This window comes from Trebonia kvetii (genome assembly GCF_007827045.1).
GTDB classification, from domain to species: Bacteria; Actinomycetota; Actinomycetes; order Streptosporangiales; family Streptosporangiaceae; genus Trebonia; species Trebonia kvetii.
This window is the reverse complement of record NZ_RPFW01000004.1, coordinates 804468-817701: the sequence shown is the minus strand read 5'-3', so window position 1 is coordinate 817701 and position 13234 is coordinate 804468. Positions and strand designations below refer to the sequence as shown.

Here is a 13234-nt window from a genome sequence, read left to right as displayed (position 1 = left end):
CCGGGCTCAGCCGCCCGTTACTTGAGTGCTCGCTGGGGCGCCAGAGGGGGCGTCAGCACCCGCCTGGACGGCGCGTACGTGCAGGTAGATCTGCCCTCGGGCGGTGCAGGCGGTCAGCGGGCGGTCCAGGTAGCGCGCCGACGACTGGCCGGGCGGGACCACGCGCAGGCCGGACGCGCGGACCGGATGGCAGCGCGGCGTCGGCACCGTGGCGTCGAGCGAGGCGTGCGCGGTCTGGCCGGGGGCGAGCAGCAGGCGGTGCGCCACCACCGCCGTGTCATGGGCGGCCGCGCCGCCGACAAGATCACCGTTGCGGTCCGCGGCCACCTGCGGGTAGCCGGTCATCGTGCACGGCAGGCGCGACACGTTGGTGAAGTCGAGCCGGTAGCGGATGAGCGCCGCGGCCACGGCCTGGCCATGCTTGGCGGCGGGGGGCTTGGTGGCCCCACGTGGAATGCCGTGCGTGATCTGCTCGGCCACCCGGACGCCAGGTCCCACCGACAACCGCAGCCGGGAGATCGCGCACTGCGGCGGTACGGCCGGGACCGCGCTCGCGGACGCGGCGGCGTGCCCGCCGTCCGCTCCCTTCGCGGATATCAGCGAGGCGTTCATCGGCGCCCCCTTGCTGACGATGACCGCGAGCGCCGCGGTGGCGCCGAAGACCACGGCCGCGGCGACTCGCCAGCCTAGGCTTGCGCCTGCCCGCATCGCGGCCCCCTTGCAACGATCAGCCCCTACTCACCCATCTTCACCTTGACGGACGCGTTTGCCTAGGCCCTGGCTTCGTCTTGTCGCACAGTGTTGCCACATGGGCTTGCCATAGGGGCTTGCCGGGCGGGCTGGCAGCCGGCGGCTAGAGCCGCCACTCGGGGACGTTCGGGCTGTCAGGCGTTCGGTCGCCCCAGGCGAACGGCGCCAGTTGCCCTAGGTGAATGACCTGGAGCAGCGCGTCGCACCAGCGCTCATCCGCTGGCCTGGTGTCGAACCGGCCCAGGCATTCGTTTGCAGCGTCGAGCACGGCAGTGAAGATCGCGTTGTCGGCGGCGAACTGGGCGTCGTCGGCGCCGGCCGTCCCGCCTTCCGTCCCGGTCGCGGCAGCCTTATCGGCCGCCCCGCCGCTGGTCAGCGCCAGCCGGTGGCGGTCGAGAATGTCCGCGGCCCGCCGTGCCATCGCGAGCCCAAGGGTCTCGGCGAGCAGCAGATCCTGCGCACCGGTTACGCCGCCCGACATCCCAGTTCCTCCTTCGCCATGCCGCCACGGCGCGGCAGTGAGCCAAGCGCCGTCGCGAGGAACCCTACGTGGCTCCGCGCCGTCACACCATGATGCCGAGGGGTAATGACATTCTTACGGACTGTGACGTCACATAGCAAGTCGTCAGCGGATGGCGGACCAGATCGCGTCGCCGTTCGGCAGCTTGACGCGCTCGCCGCGGCCAAGAGCGGCGGCCAGCGCCTCCTCCGCCTCGGAGATCCGCAGCCACTGCGCGTAGCTCACCGGCTCGACGCCGCGCGCCGTGAGCAGGTCGGCGCAGGCGAGGCCGGCCGGGAAGTCGGCGGACTCGTCATCGTCGGGATGGCGCAGCAGGCCGGGCCGCGGCAGCTTCCCCTCCCCCACCTCGGGGCCGCCCGCGAGGTCGGCGAGCAGCGCCTGGACAGTCTCCGCGGCGTCGCCCTTGTTGGTGCCGATCACGCCGGTCGGTCCGCGCTTGAGCCAGCCGGCCACGTACTCGCCAGGCAGCGGCTCGCCCGAGTCGGAAAGGACGCGGCCGCTGGCGTTCGGTATGGTGTGGGTCCGCTCGTCGAACGGCACGCCGGGCAGCGGCACGGACTGGTAGCCCACGCTGCGCATGATCATCTGCGCGTCGAGGGTCTCGAATTCGCCCGTGCCCTCGAATACCCCGCCCGCGGTGAGCCTGGTGCGCTCCAGGCGAAGGCCAGCAACCGTTCCGGATGGTGATGCCTCGATCTCCACCGGCCGCAGCCAGAACCGCATCCGCAGCTTGCGGCCCGGACCTTCCGCTATGCCCTCCGGGGCGCCGGCCCAGCCGGTCAGGGCGACCAGGTTGCCGCGCACCCGGCGGTCGGCGGCGGCCAACTCGGCCGACTCGCCGGAGCGGTCGAAGCCCTCGGTCAGGTCCATCTCGGCCGGGTCGGTCCAGACGTGCACGCCTGGCAGCTCGCCGAGCTCGCGCAGCTCCTTCGTGGTGAACTTGGCCTGCGCCGGGCCGCGGCGGCCGATGACGTGCACCTCGCGGACCTTGGAGGCGCGAAGTGCGGCCATCACCGGCTCGGGAATGTCGGTCTGCTCGAGCTCCGCCGGGTCGCGGGCCAGGATGCGGGCCACGTCCACCGCGACATTGCCGACGCCGATGACCGCGACGGACTCCGCGTCCAGGGTGAACGCGCTGTGCTCGATGTCGGGATGGCCGCAGTACCAGTTGACGAAGTCGGTGGCGGCGTAGCTGCCCGGCAGGTCCTCGCCGGGAATGCCGAGCCGCCTGTCGCGCATCGCGCCGGTGGCATAGATGACGGCGTCGTAGCTGGCAAGCAGGTCCTCGCGGGTCACGTGGGTGCCGAGGGCAACGCCGCCCGCGAAGTTGACGCCAGGCGACTCGAGGACCCGGCGCAGGTAGTTCGCGACCGACTTAATCGACTTGTGGTCCGGGGCGACGCCATAGCGGACAAGGCCGAACGGCGTCGGCAGCCGGTCAAGCACGTCCACCACGATCCGAACCGGCGCGGGGAGGAGGGCGGCCTGCTTGACCAGGGCCTCGGCAGCATAAAGGCCGGCCGGACCGGATCCGACCACGGCAACACGGAGCATAACGCTAAAGGCTACTCGGACAGCCGCTCCTGCGTCGATGACTCCTGCCCGGCAGGCGTGCTCCCGTCCGCCTGCGCCGGCGTCCCGGCCGCCGCCGCGGCCGACGCACCGGGTGTGCGGCGGGCGACCGCCTCGGTGAGCTGGCGCGCCAGGTGCTGCGGCGTCAGCCCGGCCGTCTCGAGGATCTCGTCGCGGGTGCCGTGGTCGAGGAACTCCTGCGCCAGGCCGAACGTCTTGATGGGAACGTCGACGTCGTGGTCGCGCAGCACCCGGGCCACGGCGTCGCCGAAGCCGCCGTTGCGGCCGTTGTCCTCGACCACCGCGACCAGGCGGTGCTGGCGAGCGGCGTCCACCACTGCCTCATCCACCGGCTTGGTCCAGCGCGGGTCGACAACGGTCACGCCGATGCCGTGGTCGCCGAGACGCCTGGCCACCTCGACCGCGGTGACCGCCATCGGGCCCGCGCCGAGCAGCAGCACGTCCTTGCCGAGCTCCGCCGCGGGCACGGCGAGCACGTCCATCGTGCCCAGCTTGCCGACCGCCTCGACCTCGGCGCCGACGGTGCCCTTGGGCCAGCGGACCACGGTGGGGCCGTCGCTGACGTCCACCGCCTCGTTGAGCAGCTCGGCGATCCTGCTGCCGTCGCGCGGCGCCGCCACCCGCAGGCCGGGGATGACCTGCAGGATCGAGCCGTCCCACATGCCGTTGTGGCTCGCGCCGTCGGGGCCGGTGACGCCCGCCCTGTCCAGCGTGACGGTGACCGGCAGCCTGTGCAGCGCCACGTCCATCAGCAGCTGGTCGAAGGCCCTGTTGAGGAACGTGGCGTAGATCGAGACCACCGGGTGCAGGCCGGCCATGGCAAGGCCCGCCGCCATGGTCACCGCGTGCTGCTCGGCGATGCCGACGTCGTACACCCGGTCCGGGTAGGCGGCCTTGAACGGCGCCAGGCCGACCGGGTGCAGCATCGCCGCGGTGATCGCCACCACGTCGGGACGTCGGGCGCCAATCGCCACCATCTCGTCGCTGTAGACGTCGCTCCACGCGCGCTTGACGGGCTTGGGCGCGGCGGCGGCCGTGCTGGCCGACCCTGGCTTGGCTGTCTTGGGCGCGGTGGCCGGCTTGCCCGCGGTGCCGGGCACCTGGTGCAGGCAGTCCTCCTCGTTCTGCTCGGCGAGGGGGTAACCGAAGCCCTTGCGGGTGATGACGTGGACGAGGACCGGCCCGCCGTACTCGTGCGCCTGGCGCAGCGCGTGCTCGGTCGCCGCCTCGTCGTGGCCGTCGATCGGGCCGATGTACTTGATCCCGAGGTCCTCGAAAAGCACCTGGGGCTGCAGGAAGTCCTTCAGGCCCTTCTTCGCGCCGTGCAGCGCGCCGAACAGCGGGCTGCCGACGAGCGGCGTCGCGCTCACCGTGGTCTTGATCAGGTCGAGGACGTGCTCGTAGCGCTGGCTCACCCGTATCGCGCTCAGGTGACTCGCCAGGCCGCCGATGGTCGGCTGGTAGGAGCGGCCGTTGTCGTTGACCACGATGACGAGCCTGCTGTCCCGGGCAACGGCGATGTTGTTGAGCGCCTCCCAGGCCATGCCGCCGGTCAGCGCGCCGTCGCCGATCACCGCCACGACCGTGCGGTCGTGCTCGCCGCGCAGCTTGTATGCCTTGGCCATGCCGTCGGCGTAGGACAGGCTCGTGGAGGCGTGCGAGTTCTCCACCAGGTCATGCTCGGACTCGCGGCGGCTCGGGTAGCCGGAAAGGCCGCCGGTCTGCCGCAGCGTGCTGAACTCGCCGTAGCGGCCCGTCAGCAGCTTGTGCACGTAGGACTGGTGCCCGGTGTCGAAGATCAGCTTGTCCTTGGGCGACTCGAACACCCGGTGCATGGCGATGGTCAGCTCGACCACGCCGAGGTTCGGGCCCAGATGGCCGCTGGTCCTCGTCACCGTCTCCACCAGAACGTCGCGGATCTCAGTGGCCAGCAGGCCAAGCTGCTCCTGGCTGAGTTCCCGCAGATCCCGCGGGCCGCTGATGCGCTCAAGCATGGTCACGGCTGCTCCTCGTGCGTCCCTCGGCGATCGATTACCCGATACTAGTGGTCGATGTCCGCGCTGGTCTTGCGCGCTTACCCCGTTCACCGACACGCGTGTCGGTTAACGCGCGCCGGCCCAGGCCAGGCAGTCCCCGTCAAACCCATAGAAACCACAATAAATATCCCGAACGTATGCTCCGTGAAACCCCCGTGTTTCGCGTGCGTAACCGGCGTGGCGTGTGACGCCCGACAAGGGCGTCAGGTTACGGGACGAGGATGAGCTTGCCGGTGGTGCGGCGGCCCGCCAGGTCCTCGTGGGCCCGGCCGGCGTCGGCGAGCGGGTACTCGGCGCCCACGCGGACGTTCAGCTCACCCTTGCCGATCCAGCGGAACAGGTCGCCGGAGCGCCATAGCAGCTCGGTGCGGTCGGCGATGTAGTGGCCGAGGGTGGGGCGGGTGAGGAACAGTGACCCGCCACTGTTGAGCCGCTGCGGGTTGAACGGCGGTACCTGACCGCTCGACCCGCCGAACAGCACCATCATGCCGCGCGGGCGCAGCGCCGAGAGGCTGGAGTCGAAGGTGTCCTTGCCCACACCGTCGAATACGACGTCCGCGCCCCTGCCGCCCGTCACCTCGCGGGCCACGGCGGAGAAGTCCGCGTAGCCTGCCGTGAAGTCGGCGCCTGCCTGCCTGGCGAGTGCCGCCTTGTCGGCGGAAGACGTGGTAGCGATCACAGTGCCGCCGAGTCCCTTGATCATCTGGGTGAGCAGCAGGCCGACGCCGCCGGCTGCCGCGTGCACGACCGCCACGGTGCCCTCGGCCACCGGGAACGTGCTGTGGCACAGGTAGTGGGCGGTGAGGCCCTGCAGCATGACCGCCGCCGCGGCCTTGAGGTCGACGCCCCCGGGGACAGGCACCGCCCACCGGGCGTCCACGACGGCCAGTTCGGCGTAGCTGCCAGGCCCCTCGGCCCAGGCGACGTGGTCGCCCGCGGCGAACTCGGCGACGCCGTCGCCCACGGCGACAACGGTGCCCGCACCCTCGCTGCCCGGCACGTAGGGCACCGGCTGCGGGTAGACGCCGGAGCGCCGGTAGATGTCGATGAAGTTGACGCCGGCCGCGGCGACCTGGACGAGGACCTGACCGGGACCAGGGACCGGGTCGGGATGATCCGCGAGGACCATCTGCTCCGGCCCGCCGAGCTCGCTGATGACGATCGCCCGCACAAGATCACGTCCCTTCGCGTTTGCCTCCGCTGCACTACCTACCATGCCAGCCGCGGATACGCGCGGTGACCCGTCCCTGGGTGCCGGGGTCACATTGGTTTCTGATCTGGTCATGCAGGCGATCGGTGCTCGCCATCCGGTATTTGATCCCTCTTGTTCGGTCCTGCGTACTGTGCGACTCGGCCACTGTGCATCCCGGACCGGAGGTAATCAGCATGTGCCAGGAAATCCTGTGTCAGCACGACGGAGACGACCGCCCGTCGCCGCGGCCGCCGAAGGGACCGAACCGGCGGGCGTTCCTGCGCACGGCCGGGCTGGCCGGCGCGGGCGTGGCCGGGGCGACGGCCCTTGGCGTGGAGGTCGTGTCCCCGGCGGTCGCGGCTGAGCTGAGGGACGGGCGGCAGGCGGCCTCGGCCCGCTCCGGTGCGGGCACCTGGAACCCCGATCCGGACCGTCCGCGGTTCACCCTGGCGGTCATGCCGGACACGCAGTTTCTCTACTGGGGCTCGCAGGGCAGCGTCAACCCGGAGCCGCAGGAAGAGTCATTCCGCTACGTCATCGCCAACAGCACGAGCGAGTCGAACATCATCTTCATGGCGCACCTCGGCGACATGACCGAGGACGCGCAGGCCTCCTCCTTCGGCTACGTCGGCAAGGCGTTCGACATCCTTGACGAGCAGGGGGTCGGCTACAGCGTGCTGGCCGGCAACCACGACGTGAGCGGCGACGACATCCGTGGCACCACCCCGTACCTGCAGACGATGGGGCCGCAGCGGTTCAAGAAGTCGCCCACGTTCGCCGGCTCTGACGCGTCCGGGTACAACACCGCGCACATCTTCCGTGCGGGCGGCCGGGAGTGGCTGCTGCTCGCGATGGACTGGCGGACCTCTGCTGCCGGGTTCGCGTGGGCCAGCAAGTTCATCGCGGACAACCCGACCCTGCCGGTGATCCTCACCACACACGAGATCATCGGGTCGACCTACGACGACAACGTGTACCCGTACCAGTCAGGCGACCCGGAGAACGACGCCGCGTTCTCCGGGTACGGGCAGACGGTCTGGGACAGCCTGATCAACGAAAACGACCAGGTCTTCCTGACGCTCAACGGCCACTACTGGCCGCCGGGACGGATGACGGCGCAGAACGCGGCGGGCAACGACGTGCACCTGCACATCACGAACTACCAGAACAGGTACTTCGGCGGCGGTGCGATGCTGCGGCTTTACCACTTCGACATGACGAGGAACACCATCGACGTGGAGACGCTGTCGCCGTGGGCGCTGACCCGCCCGCCGCAGCAGCGCAACGTGCTCGCGGCCCAGGAGGCCCGGCTCACCACCGCGGTGGACCGGTTCGCGGTGCCCATCGATTTCGAGAGGCGGCTCGTCGCGCCCGCGACGACGATCGGGCTGGCGACGACCACGGCGCTGGTGAAGTCCGCCAGGCCGGCAAGCTCGGTGCTGGTTCCCGGCACCCTCGCCTACTGGCGGTTCGACGGCGGCGGCGCGAACGGCACCCCCGTCGCCGCGGGCACCGCCATCCGCGACCGGTCAGGGCACGGCAATGACCTGAGCACGCTTGTCACCGTGCCTGGCAGTCCGGACACCGCGCTGACCTGGTCCAGCGATCACGCGCCGAGCCAGCCGGGGCACGGCAGCCTGTACTTCGACGGCGGCCAGAGCCCGCTGCGCGGTGCGTACTTCACCACCGGCGCGAGTGCCCCGCTGAACACCGAGACCTTCGCCAGCGGCTTCACGTTCGAGGTCTACGTGAAGATCCCGCTCGACTGGAACTCCAGCGATAACGCGTGGATGGCGGTGCTCAGCCGGTGGGGCGAGAGCGCCCAGGCGGGCAAGCAGGGGCAGAACACCGACCCGGATGAGCCGATCGCGACACTCAGCTTCTCCAACGGCCGGGAACCGCAATGGAACATCTACCCGCTGAACCTCACCTACCCGACCACCAACTGGGGCCAGGGCCTGCCGGAGGACACCTGGTGGCACGTCGCGGTCGTCAACGACGGCAAGCACACGATCATGTACATCGAAGGCTGCCCGACCGTCGACAACCCGACCCTCATCAAGTCCACCGGCATCACGCAGCTCGCGTTGCCGTGGGCGCTCGGCGGTTATGAATACGGCGGCTCGATCAACCAGGTCTTCCACGGCTGGGTCGGCGACGTCCGCATCGCGAACCGGCCGCTGCCGGTCAGCGAGTTCATGCTGTACCGGTAGCCGGCGGAAGATGCCGAGCGCGTACGGTGCGGATGTCATGCCGCAGACACTAAAAGCGGGCGGGACAATGCGGAAATACTTGTTCGCTATGCCAGGCATCACCAGGCTGATACCTAGTCTGACCTGCGTAAATTCTAGGGCTTGCGGCCGCTCAACCGACCGAAGATCACGTCGGCGAAGTCGAGGTCGAGGTCACGGTAGTGGGCGCGCATCAGCTCCGCGGCGGCCTCGGCGTCACGCGTTTCCAGGGCGGCGAGCAGCCGCTCGTGCAGTGACTTGACGGCCTCGGGCGGCACCGCGACCAGGCGGCGCGCCACGATAACGTAACGCTCCGTGCGGGTCGACAGGGCGTCCCTGCACTGGATCAGCACCTGGTTGTGCGACCCGCAGTAGACCATGCGGTGAAAGGCGCGGTCGACGCTGAGCATGCCGTCCGCCGCCACCGGCAGCCCGGCGTCCCGCAGGTAGCGCAGCGCCTCCGTGTCGTCGCGACTGGTGACGAGCTTTCTGGCGGCGGCGATCTCTTGCTGGGTCATCTGTGCGGCGGCCAGCCGCGCCGCGAGCAGGTCAAGGTCCTGCCTGACCGCGACGAGTTCCGACGCCTCCCGCTCGGTGAGCGGCGCGATCACCACGTCCCTGTGCGCGTTGCGGATGACCAGGTGATCGGCCTCGAGCCGGCGCAGCGCCTCGCGCAGCGGCGTGATGGAGACGCCGAGCGACGCCGCGAGCCGCACGTAGTCGACCCGGCTGCCCGGCTCGAGCGTGCCGAGCAGTATCTGGTTGCGCATCTCGAGGTAGGCCCCGTCGGCCTTGGTCGTGGCGCCGCGGGTGAGATCGCCGTACGTCATGCCGCATCGCCCTTTCCGAGGGGTTGCCATTTCCGAGCAACTTTATAATATAAAGTTCTCCATCGCGACGAAGGGACTCCTCGTGCGGACGAGCACTGACCGGATCCTGACCACGCACACCGGAAGCATCGCGAGGCCCGATGACCTGATCGAGCTGATGCGGGAGAAGGAGAACGGCCGGCCCTACGACGCCGGCGCGTTCGAGGCCCGCGCGACGGCGGCCGTCGCCGACTGCGTTCGCCGCCAGGTCGAGGCGGGCCTCGACGTCATCAACGACGGCGAGCAGCGCAAGAGCGGGTTCACCACCTACCTGACCGAGCGGCTCGCCGGGTTCGAGTCGGTGCCCTACTCCCCCGGTGAGCGGCCCGGCCACTGGCCCGAGGTGGCCGAGTTCCCGCAGTACTACGAGCGCTACTTCAAGACCGCGATGTACGGGGCGATGCTGAGCCCGCCGACCCGGCTGGTGTGCCGCGGCCCCGTCAAGTACACCGGGCAGGACGCGCTCGCCGCCGACATCGCCAACCTGCGGGCGGCGCTCGGCGCCGTGGACTACACCGAGGCCTTCATGTCCGCGGCGCTGCCGACCGGGCTCGCCGAGCACGACAACGAGTACTACGCGTCGCGCGAGGAGTTCATCACCGCGCTCGCCGACGCGGCCCGCGAGGAATACCGGGCGATCATCGACGCCGGCTTCCTGATCCAACTCGACGACCCGGCCGCGTCCAGCCTGTGGGGCCACGCCGGCGCCGAGCCCGCCGAGCGCGACCGGCGCGTGGCGGAGACGGTCGAGCTGATCAACTACACGCTGCGCGACATCCCCGCCGACAAGATCCGCTACCACACCTGCTACGGCATCAACCAGGGGCCGCACACCCACGACCTGCGGCTGCGTGACTTCATCGGGCCGATGCTGCGGGTCAACGCCCAGGCGTTCTCCTTCGAGGTGATGAACACCCGTCACCTGCACGACTTCCACGCGTTCGAGGAGGTCACGCTGCCGGAGGGCAAGGTGATCATCCCCGGCATGCTCAGCAACGGCGCGAACTGGGTGGAGCATCCCGAGCTGATCGCCGAGCTCACCGTGAAGTACGCGCAACTCGTCGGCCGGGAGAACGTGCTGATCGGCAACGACTGCGGCTTCGCCTCGCAGGCCGCCTCCCGGGAGGTCGACCCGACGGTGGGCTGGGCCAAGTTCGCGGCGCTCGCCGAGGGCGCACGCATCGCGTCGCGGCGACTGTGGCACCGCTGACCTCCGGCCGGCCGGCGGGGGCGGGTGGCTTGCGGCGGGTAGGCCGAACCCGTTCCGTACGGCCCTTGTCTTGGGTGAGGGAATCACCGTGCGCGTGATCATCGCGGGCGGCGGCACCTCGGCGCCGACGCGTACTGGCGGCAGACGGCGGCCCGCATCGAGGTTTCCGAGCAGCGCGGCCTGGGTGACGACGCGGTCATCACCGCCGGGTCACTCGAGCCGCGGGCGGCGAAGTACGGCGAGCCCTACTACTGCGGGCACCGCGCCGACCTGCTGACCAGCCTGCTGATGTCGCTGCCGGCCGACTGCGTGCGCACCGGCAGCCGCCTCGTCGCCTTCGAGGAGACCGCGCGCGACGTGCGGGTGGAACTGGCCGGCGGAGCGGAGTTGCGCGGCGACCTGCTCATCGGCGCGGACGGCCTGCGTTCCGCGACGCGCAAGCAGCTCATGGGCGAGCGGGAGGCCCGGTTCACCGGCGTCGTGGTGTGGCGCGGCCTGATACCGCGGCAGCAGGTGCCGCAACGCTACGACGCGAAGATCATGGCCTGGTTCGGGCCGCGCTGCCACGTGCTGCTCTATCCGCTGCGGCACGACCGGCACCCGGACAGCGTCTACAGCCTGAGCGCGTTCGTGCCCGCCGCCGAGGTGCACCTCGAGTCGTGGACTGCATCGGGCGACCTGGCCGACCTGCACGCCTCGCTGACCGACGCCTGCCCAGCGCTGCGCGAACTGCTCGGCCTGATGGACCGGGCGCTGATCACGCCGATCTACTTCCGCGACCCGCTGGACCACTGGGGCTCCGACCGGGTTGTCCTGCTCGGCGACGCCGCGCATCCCGCGCCGCCAAGCGCGGGCCAGGGCGCCGGCATGGCGCTCGAGGACGCCGTCATGCTCGCGGCCTGCCTGCGGCGGGCCGGCCCGGGACACGAGCCCGAGGCCCTGCGGGAGTACGTGTTCCGGCGCAAGGCGCGCACCACCCGGATGCTCGAGTCGTCCCGGGTCAATCTGCGCAACAGCCAGACCAGCGATCCGGTTCAGGTCCAGGCGCGCAACGGCTACTACCGCGGGCTCGAGCGGCTCAGCCCGGCGGGCCCGCCGATGCAGGAATGGCTGCTCGCGCACGATCCGGTCGCGGCGGCGGAGCAGCCGGCCGCGGAGTTCTCGCGGCGCCTGGCCGTGCCCGCCAACCCGATGCGCCGGCCAGAGGCGCGGCGGGCCTTTAACCGGTGGCGGACCGCGCTTACCGGCGAGCACCGGGCGGCGGGCTGGCTCGGCGAGCGCCGGGGTTACGCCGAGTTCGCGCGGCGCGAGCTTCTGTTTGCCGACGCTAGCCTTCCCGCCGTCAGCGTCGACTGCGACGGGACGGCTGCGCTGCGGACGCCCCCCGCTCCCGCGTCGGACGCTCCGGTTGCCCGCGAGTACCCGCGGGCACCCGTCATCGTCAGCGGCGAGTGCGCGGGGGGCGGCCTCGCGCTCGGCCTCGCGCTGGCGTTGCGCGACGGTGGCCCGCATGACCGGATGCCCGCGGGCATCCACGTCGTCTCGCCGTTCTGCGACCTGGCGCTCTCGCCCGAGCATCCGAGCCTGGCGGCGCACACTGACCCCTGGTTCAACGCGATCGTGCTTGTGCAGCTCGCCGCCTGCTACCTGCACGACGCGGACCCCGGTCAGCCGCTGGTGTCGCCGGTGCGCGGCGACCTGTCCGGCGTGCCGCCGCTGCTCATCCAGGCGGCCGAGCCAGAGGCACTGTTTCCTCAGGCCGAGGCGCTGGCCGGCCGCGCGGGCGACGCGGGCGTCCCGGTCACGTTCCGTCCGGTCGCCGACAGCGTGCACTCCTTCGTGCTGTTCGATTTCCTGCCGGAGACCGGGCGCGCCCTCGCGGAGTTCGGTGCGTTCGCGCGCACGGTGCTCGCAAACCACCCGGTTGACTAGACCCGTTACCCGCCGCGTGCCGGGGGAAAATAGGCTTTGGCGCGTGAGCGCGGACGATGACTGACGAAACCGGCCTGGGAACGGTGGCGGTGCTGCGCCGCTACCCGGTCAAGTCGATGCTCGGCGAGGACCTGGCCGCCGGCGAGGTGACCGCGCGCGGCCTGGCCGGAGACCGCGTCCTCGGCCTTATCCACCGGGAGTCCGGCAAGATCGCCAGCGCGAAGAACCCGCGGCTGTGGCGGCGCCTGCTGAAGCTTCGCGCCGCATTCCATGGCCCTGCCGTGCGGATCACGTTCCCTCACGGTTCCGTGCTGGTTCCCGCAGACCCGGGCATCGAGGCGGCACTGTCGGAGTTCCTCGACCAGCCGGTGACGCTGGCCTCCACCCCGCCGCCCGATGCCAGGTTCGACCGGGCGGTCCCCGAGGAGGTGCTGCGGGACGGCATCAGCGCGCTGGTCCGGGTGGAGAACGGCCAGCTTGGCGGCGCCTCACCCGGCGGCACCTTCGTCGACTTCGCGCCGCTGCACGTGATCACCACGTCGACGCTTGACCGGATCGCGGCGCTCAGCCCCCGTGGCACCGTCGAGCTCGAGCGGTACCGGCCCAACATCGTCATCCGCACCGAGGCGCCGGGGTTCGCCGAGAACGACTGGGCGGGCTGCGACCTGCGCGTCGGCCGTGACCTGGTGATCCGCGTCATCGCGCGCACCCCCCGCTGCGCCATCCCGACCCTGGAGCACGGCGACCTGCCGCGCGACGCCGACGCGCTGCGGGTGCCCGCCGCCCGCAATAGGATCAGCGCGATGGACGACTTCGCACCGCAGCCCTGCGCCGGCGTCTACGCGCAGGTGATCAGCCCGGGCCGGGTCGGGCTCGGCGACGTCGCGCGGCCGGCCTGAGC

Annotated in this window: 10 protein-coding genes; 4 read left to right on the top strand and 6 right to left on the bottom strand. The window is 70.9% G+C overall.

Going from position 1 to position 13234, the window contains the following annotated elements:
- Nucleotides 1–6: 6 nt before the first annotated feature.
- The 5 genes from EAS64_RS23695 to EAS64_RS23675 form a co-directional block, all read right to left on the bottom strand.
- Nucleotides 7–708: a DUF4232 domain-containing protein gene (locus EAS64_RS23695; RefSeq protein ID WP_145856138.1), complete on the bottom strand. Its 702-nt coding sequence runs from the start codon at nucleotides 706–708 to the stop codon at nucleotides 7–9.
- Between the two features lie 145 nt (nucleotides 709–853).
- Nucleotides 854–1231: a hypothetical protein gene (locus EAS64_RS23690; protein WP_145856136.1), complete on the bottom strand. Its 378-nt coding sequence runs from the start codon at nucleotides 1229–1231 to the stop codon at nucleotides 854–856.
- A gap of 144 nt (nucleotides 1232–1375) precedes the next feature.
- Nucleotides 1376–2824, bottom strand: a complete 1449-nt coding sequence (locus EAS64_RS23685) for an FAD-dependent oxidoreductase (protein ID WP_145856134.1) — start codon at nucleotides 2822–2824, stop codon at nucleotides 1376–1378.
- Between the two features lie 11 nt (nucleotides 2825–2835).
- Entirely contained in the window at nucleotides 2836–4863 is a 2028-nt protein-coding gene (gene dxs, locus EAS64_RS23680; protein ID WP_439333618.1) for a 1-deoxy-D-xylulose-5-phosphate synthase, read from the bottom strand.
- A 244-nt stretch (nucleotides 4864–5107) separates the two neighbouring features.
- The gene (locus EAS64_RS23675; protein WP_145856729.1) at nucleotides 5108–6070 is read right to left on the bottom strand and encodes a quinone oxidoreductase family protein; all 963 of its coding nucleotides are present in this window, start codon (nucleotides 6068–6070) and stop codon (nucleotides 5108–5110) included.
- 215 nt (nucleotides 6071–6285) lie between these two features.
- Here EAS64_RS23675 and EAS64_RS23670 point away from each other — a divergent pair, with 215 nt between their 5' ends.
- The gene (locus EAS64_RS23670) at nucleotides 6286–8304 is read left to right on the top strand and encodes a LamG-like jellyroll fold domain-containing protein (RefSeq protein WP_145856132.1); all 2019 of its coding nucleotides are present in this window, start codon (nucleotides 6286–6288) and stop codon (nucleotides 8302–8304) included.
- Between the two features lie 134 nt (nucleotides 8305–8438).
- On the opposite strand, the gene EAS64_RS23665 is transcribed toward EAS64_RS23670, so the two are convergent.
- Entirely contained in the window at nucleotides 8439–9152 is a 714-nt protein-coding gene (locus EAS64_RS23665; protein WP_187366132.1) for a GntR family transcriptional regulator, read from the bottom strand.
- An 82-nt stretch (nucleotides 9153–9234) separates the two neighbouring features.
- On the opposite strand from EAS64_RS23665, the gene EAS64_RS23660 reads away from it, so the two are divergent.
- The 3 genes from EAS64_RS23660 to EAS64_RS23650 all read left to right on the top strand — a co-directional run bounded on the left by EAS64_RS23660 (nucleotide 9235) and on the right by EAS64_RS23650 (nucleotide 13232).
- Complete coding sequence (locus tag EAS64_RS23660; RefSeq protein WP_145856128.1) at nucleotides 9235–10401, top strand: cobalamin-independent methionine synthase II family protein; 1167 nt, start codon at nucleotides 9235–9237, stop codon at nucleotides 10399–10401.
- 288 nt (nucleotides 10402–10689) lie between these two features.
- Nucleotides 10690–12333 carry an alpha/beta hydrolase fold domain-containing protein gene (locus EAS64_RS23655; RefSeq protein ID WP_145856126.1) on the top strand — a complete coding sequence of 548 codons (1644 nt, stop codon included), beginning with the start codon at nucleotides 10690–10692 and terminating at the stop codon, nucleotides 12331–12333.
- A 56-nt stretch (nucleotides 12334–12389) separates the two neighbouring features.
- Nucleotides 12390–13232, top strand: a complete 843-nt coding sequence (locus EAS64_RS23650) for an MOSC domain-containing protein (RefSeq protein ID WP_145856123.1) — start codon at nucleotides 12390–12392, stop codon at nucleotides 13230–13232.
- Nucleotides 13233–13234 lie beyond the last annotated feature (2 nt).

What these genes read in the sequence shown, in the direction of transcription:
- EAS64_RS23670 (WP_145856132.1), top strand. Translation starts at nt 6,286, where the DNA reads ATGTGCCAGGAAATCCTGTGTCAGCACGACGGAGACGACCGCCCGTCG.
- EAS64_RS23655 (WP_145856126.1), top strand. Translation starts at nt 10,690, where the DNA reads ATGTCGCTGCCGGCCGACTGCGTGCGCACCGGCAGCCGCCTCGTCGCC.
- EAS64_RS23685 (WP_145856134.1), bottom strand. Translation starts at nt 2,824, where the DNA reads ATGCTCCGTGTTGCCGTGGTCGGATCCGGTCCGGCCGGCCTTTATGCT.
- EAS64_RS23665 (WP_187366132.1), bottom strand. Translation starts at nt 9,152, where the DNA reads ATGACGTACGGCGATCTCACCCGCGGCGCCACGACCAAGGCCGACGGG.
- EAS64_RS23650 (WP_145856123.1), top strand. Translation starts at nt 12,390, where the DNA reads ATGACTGACGAAACCGGCCTGGGAACGGTGGCGGTGCTGCGCCGCTAC.
- EAS64_RS23690 (WP_145856136.1), bottom strand. Translation starts at nt 1,231, where the DNA reads ATGTCGGGCGGCGTAACCGGTGCGCAGGATCTGCTGCTCGCCGAGACC.
- EAS64_RS23695 (WP_145856138.1), bottom strand. Translation starts at nt 708, where the DNA reads ATGCGGGCAGGCGCAAGCCTAGGCTGGCGAGTCGCCGCGGCCGTGGTC.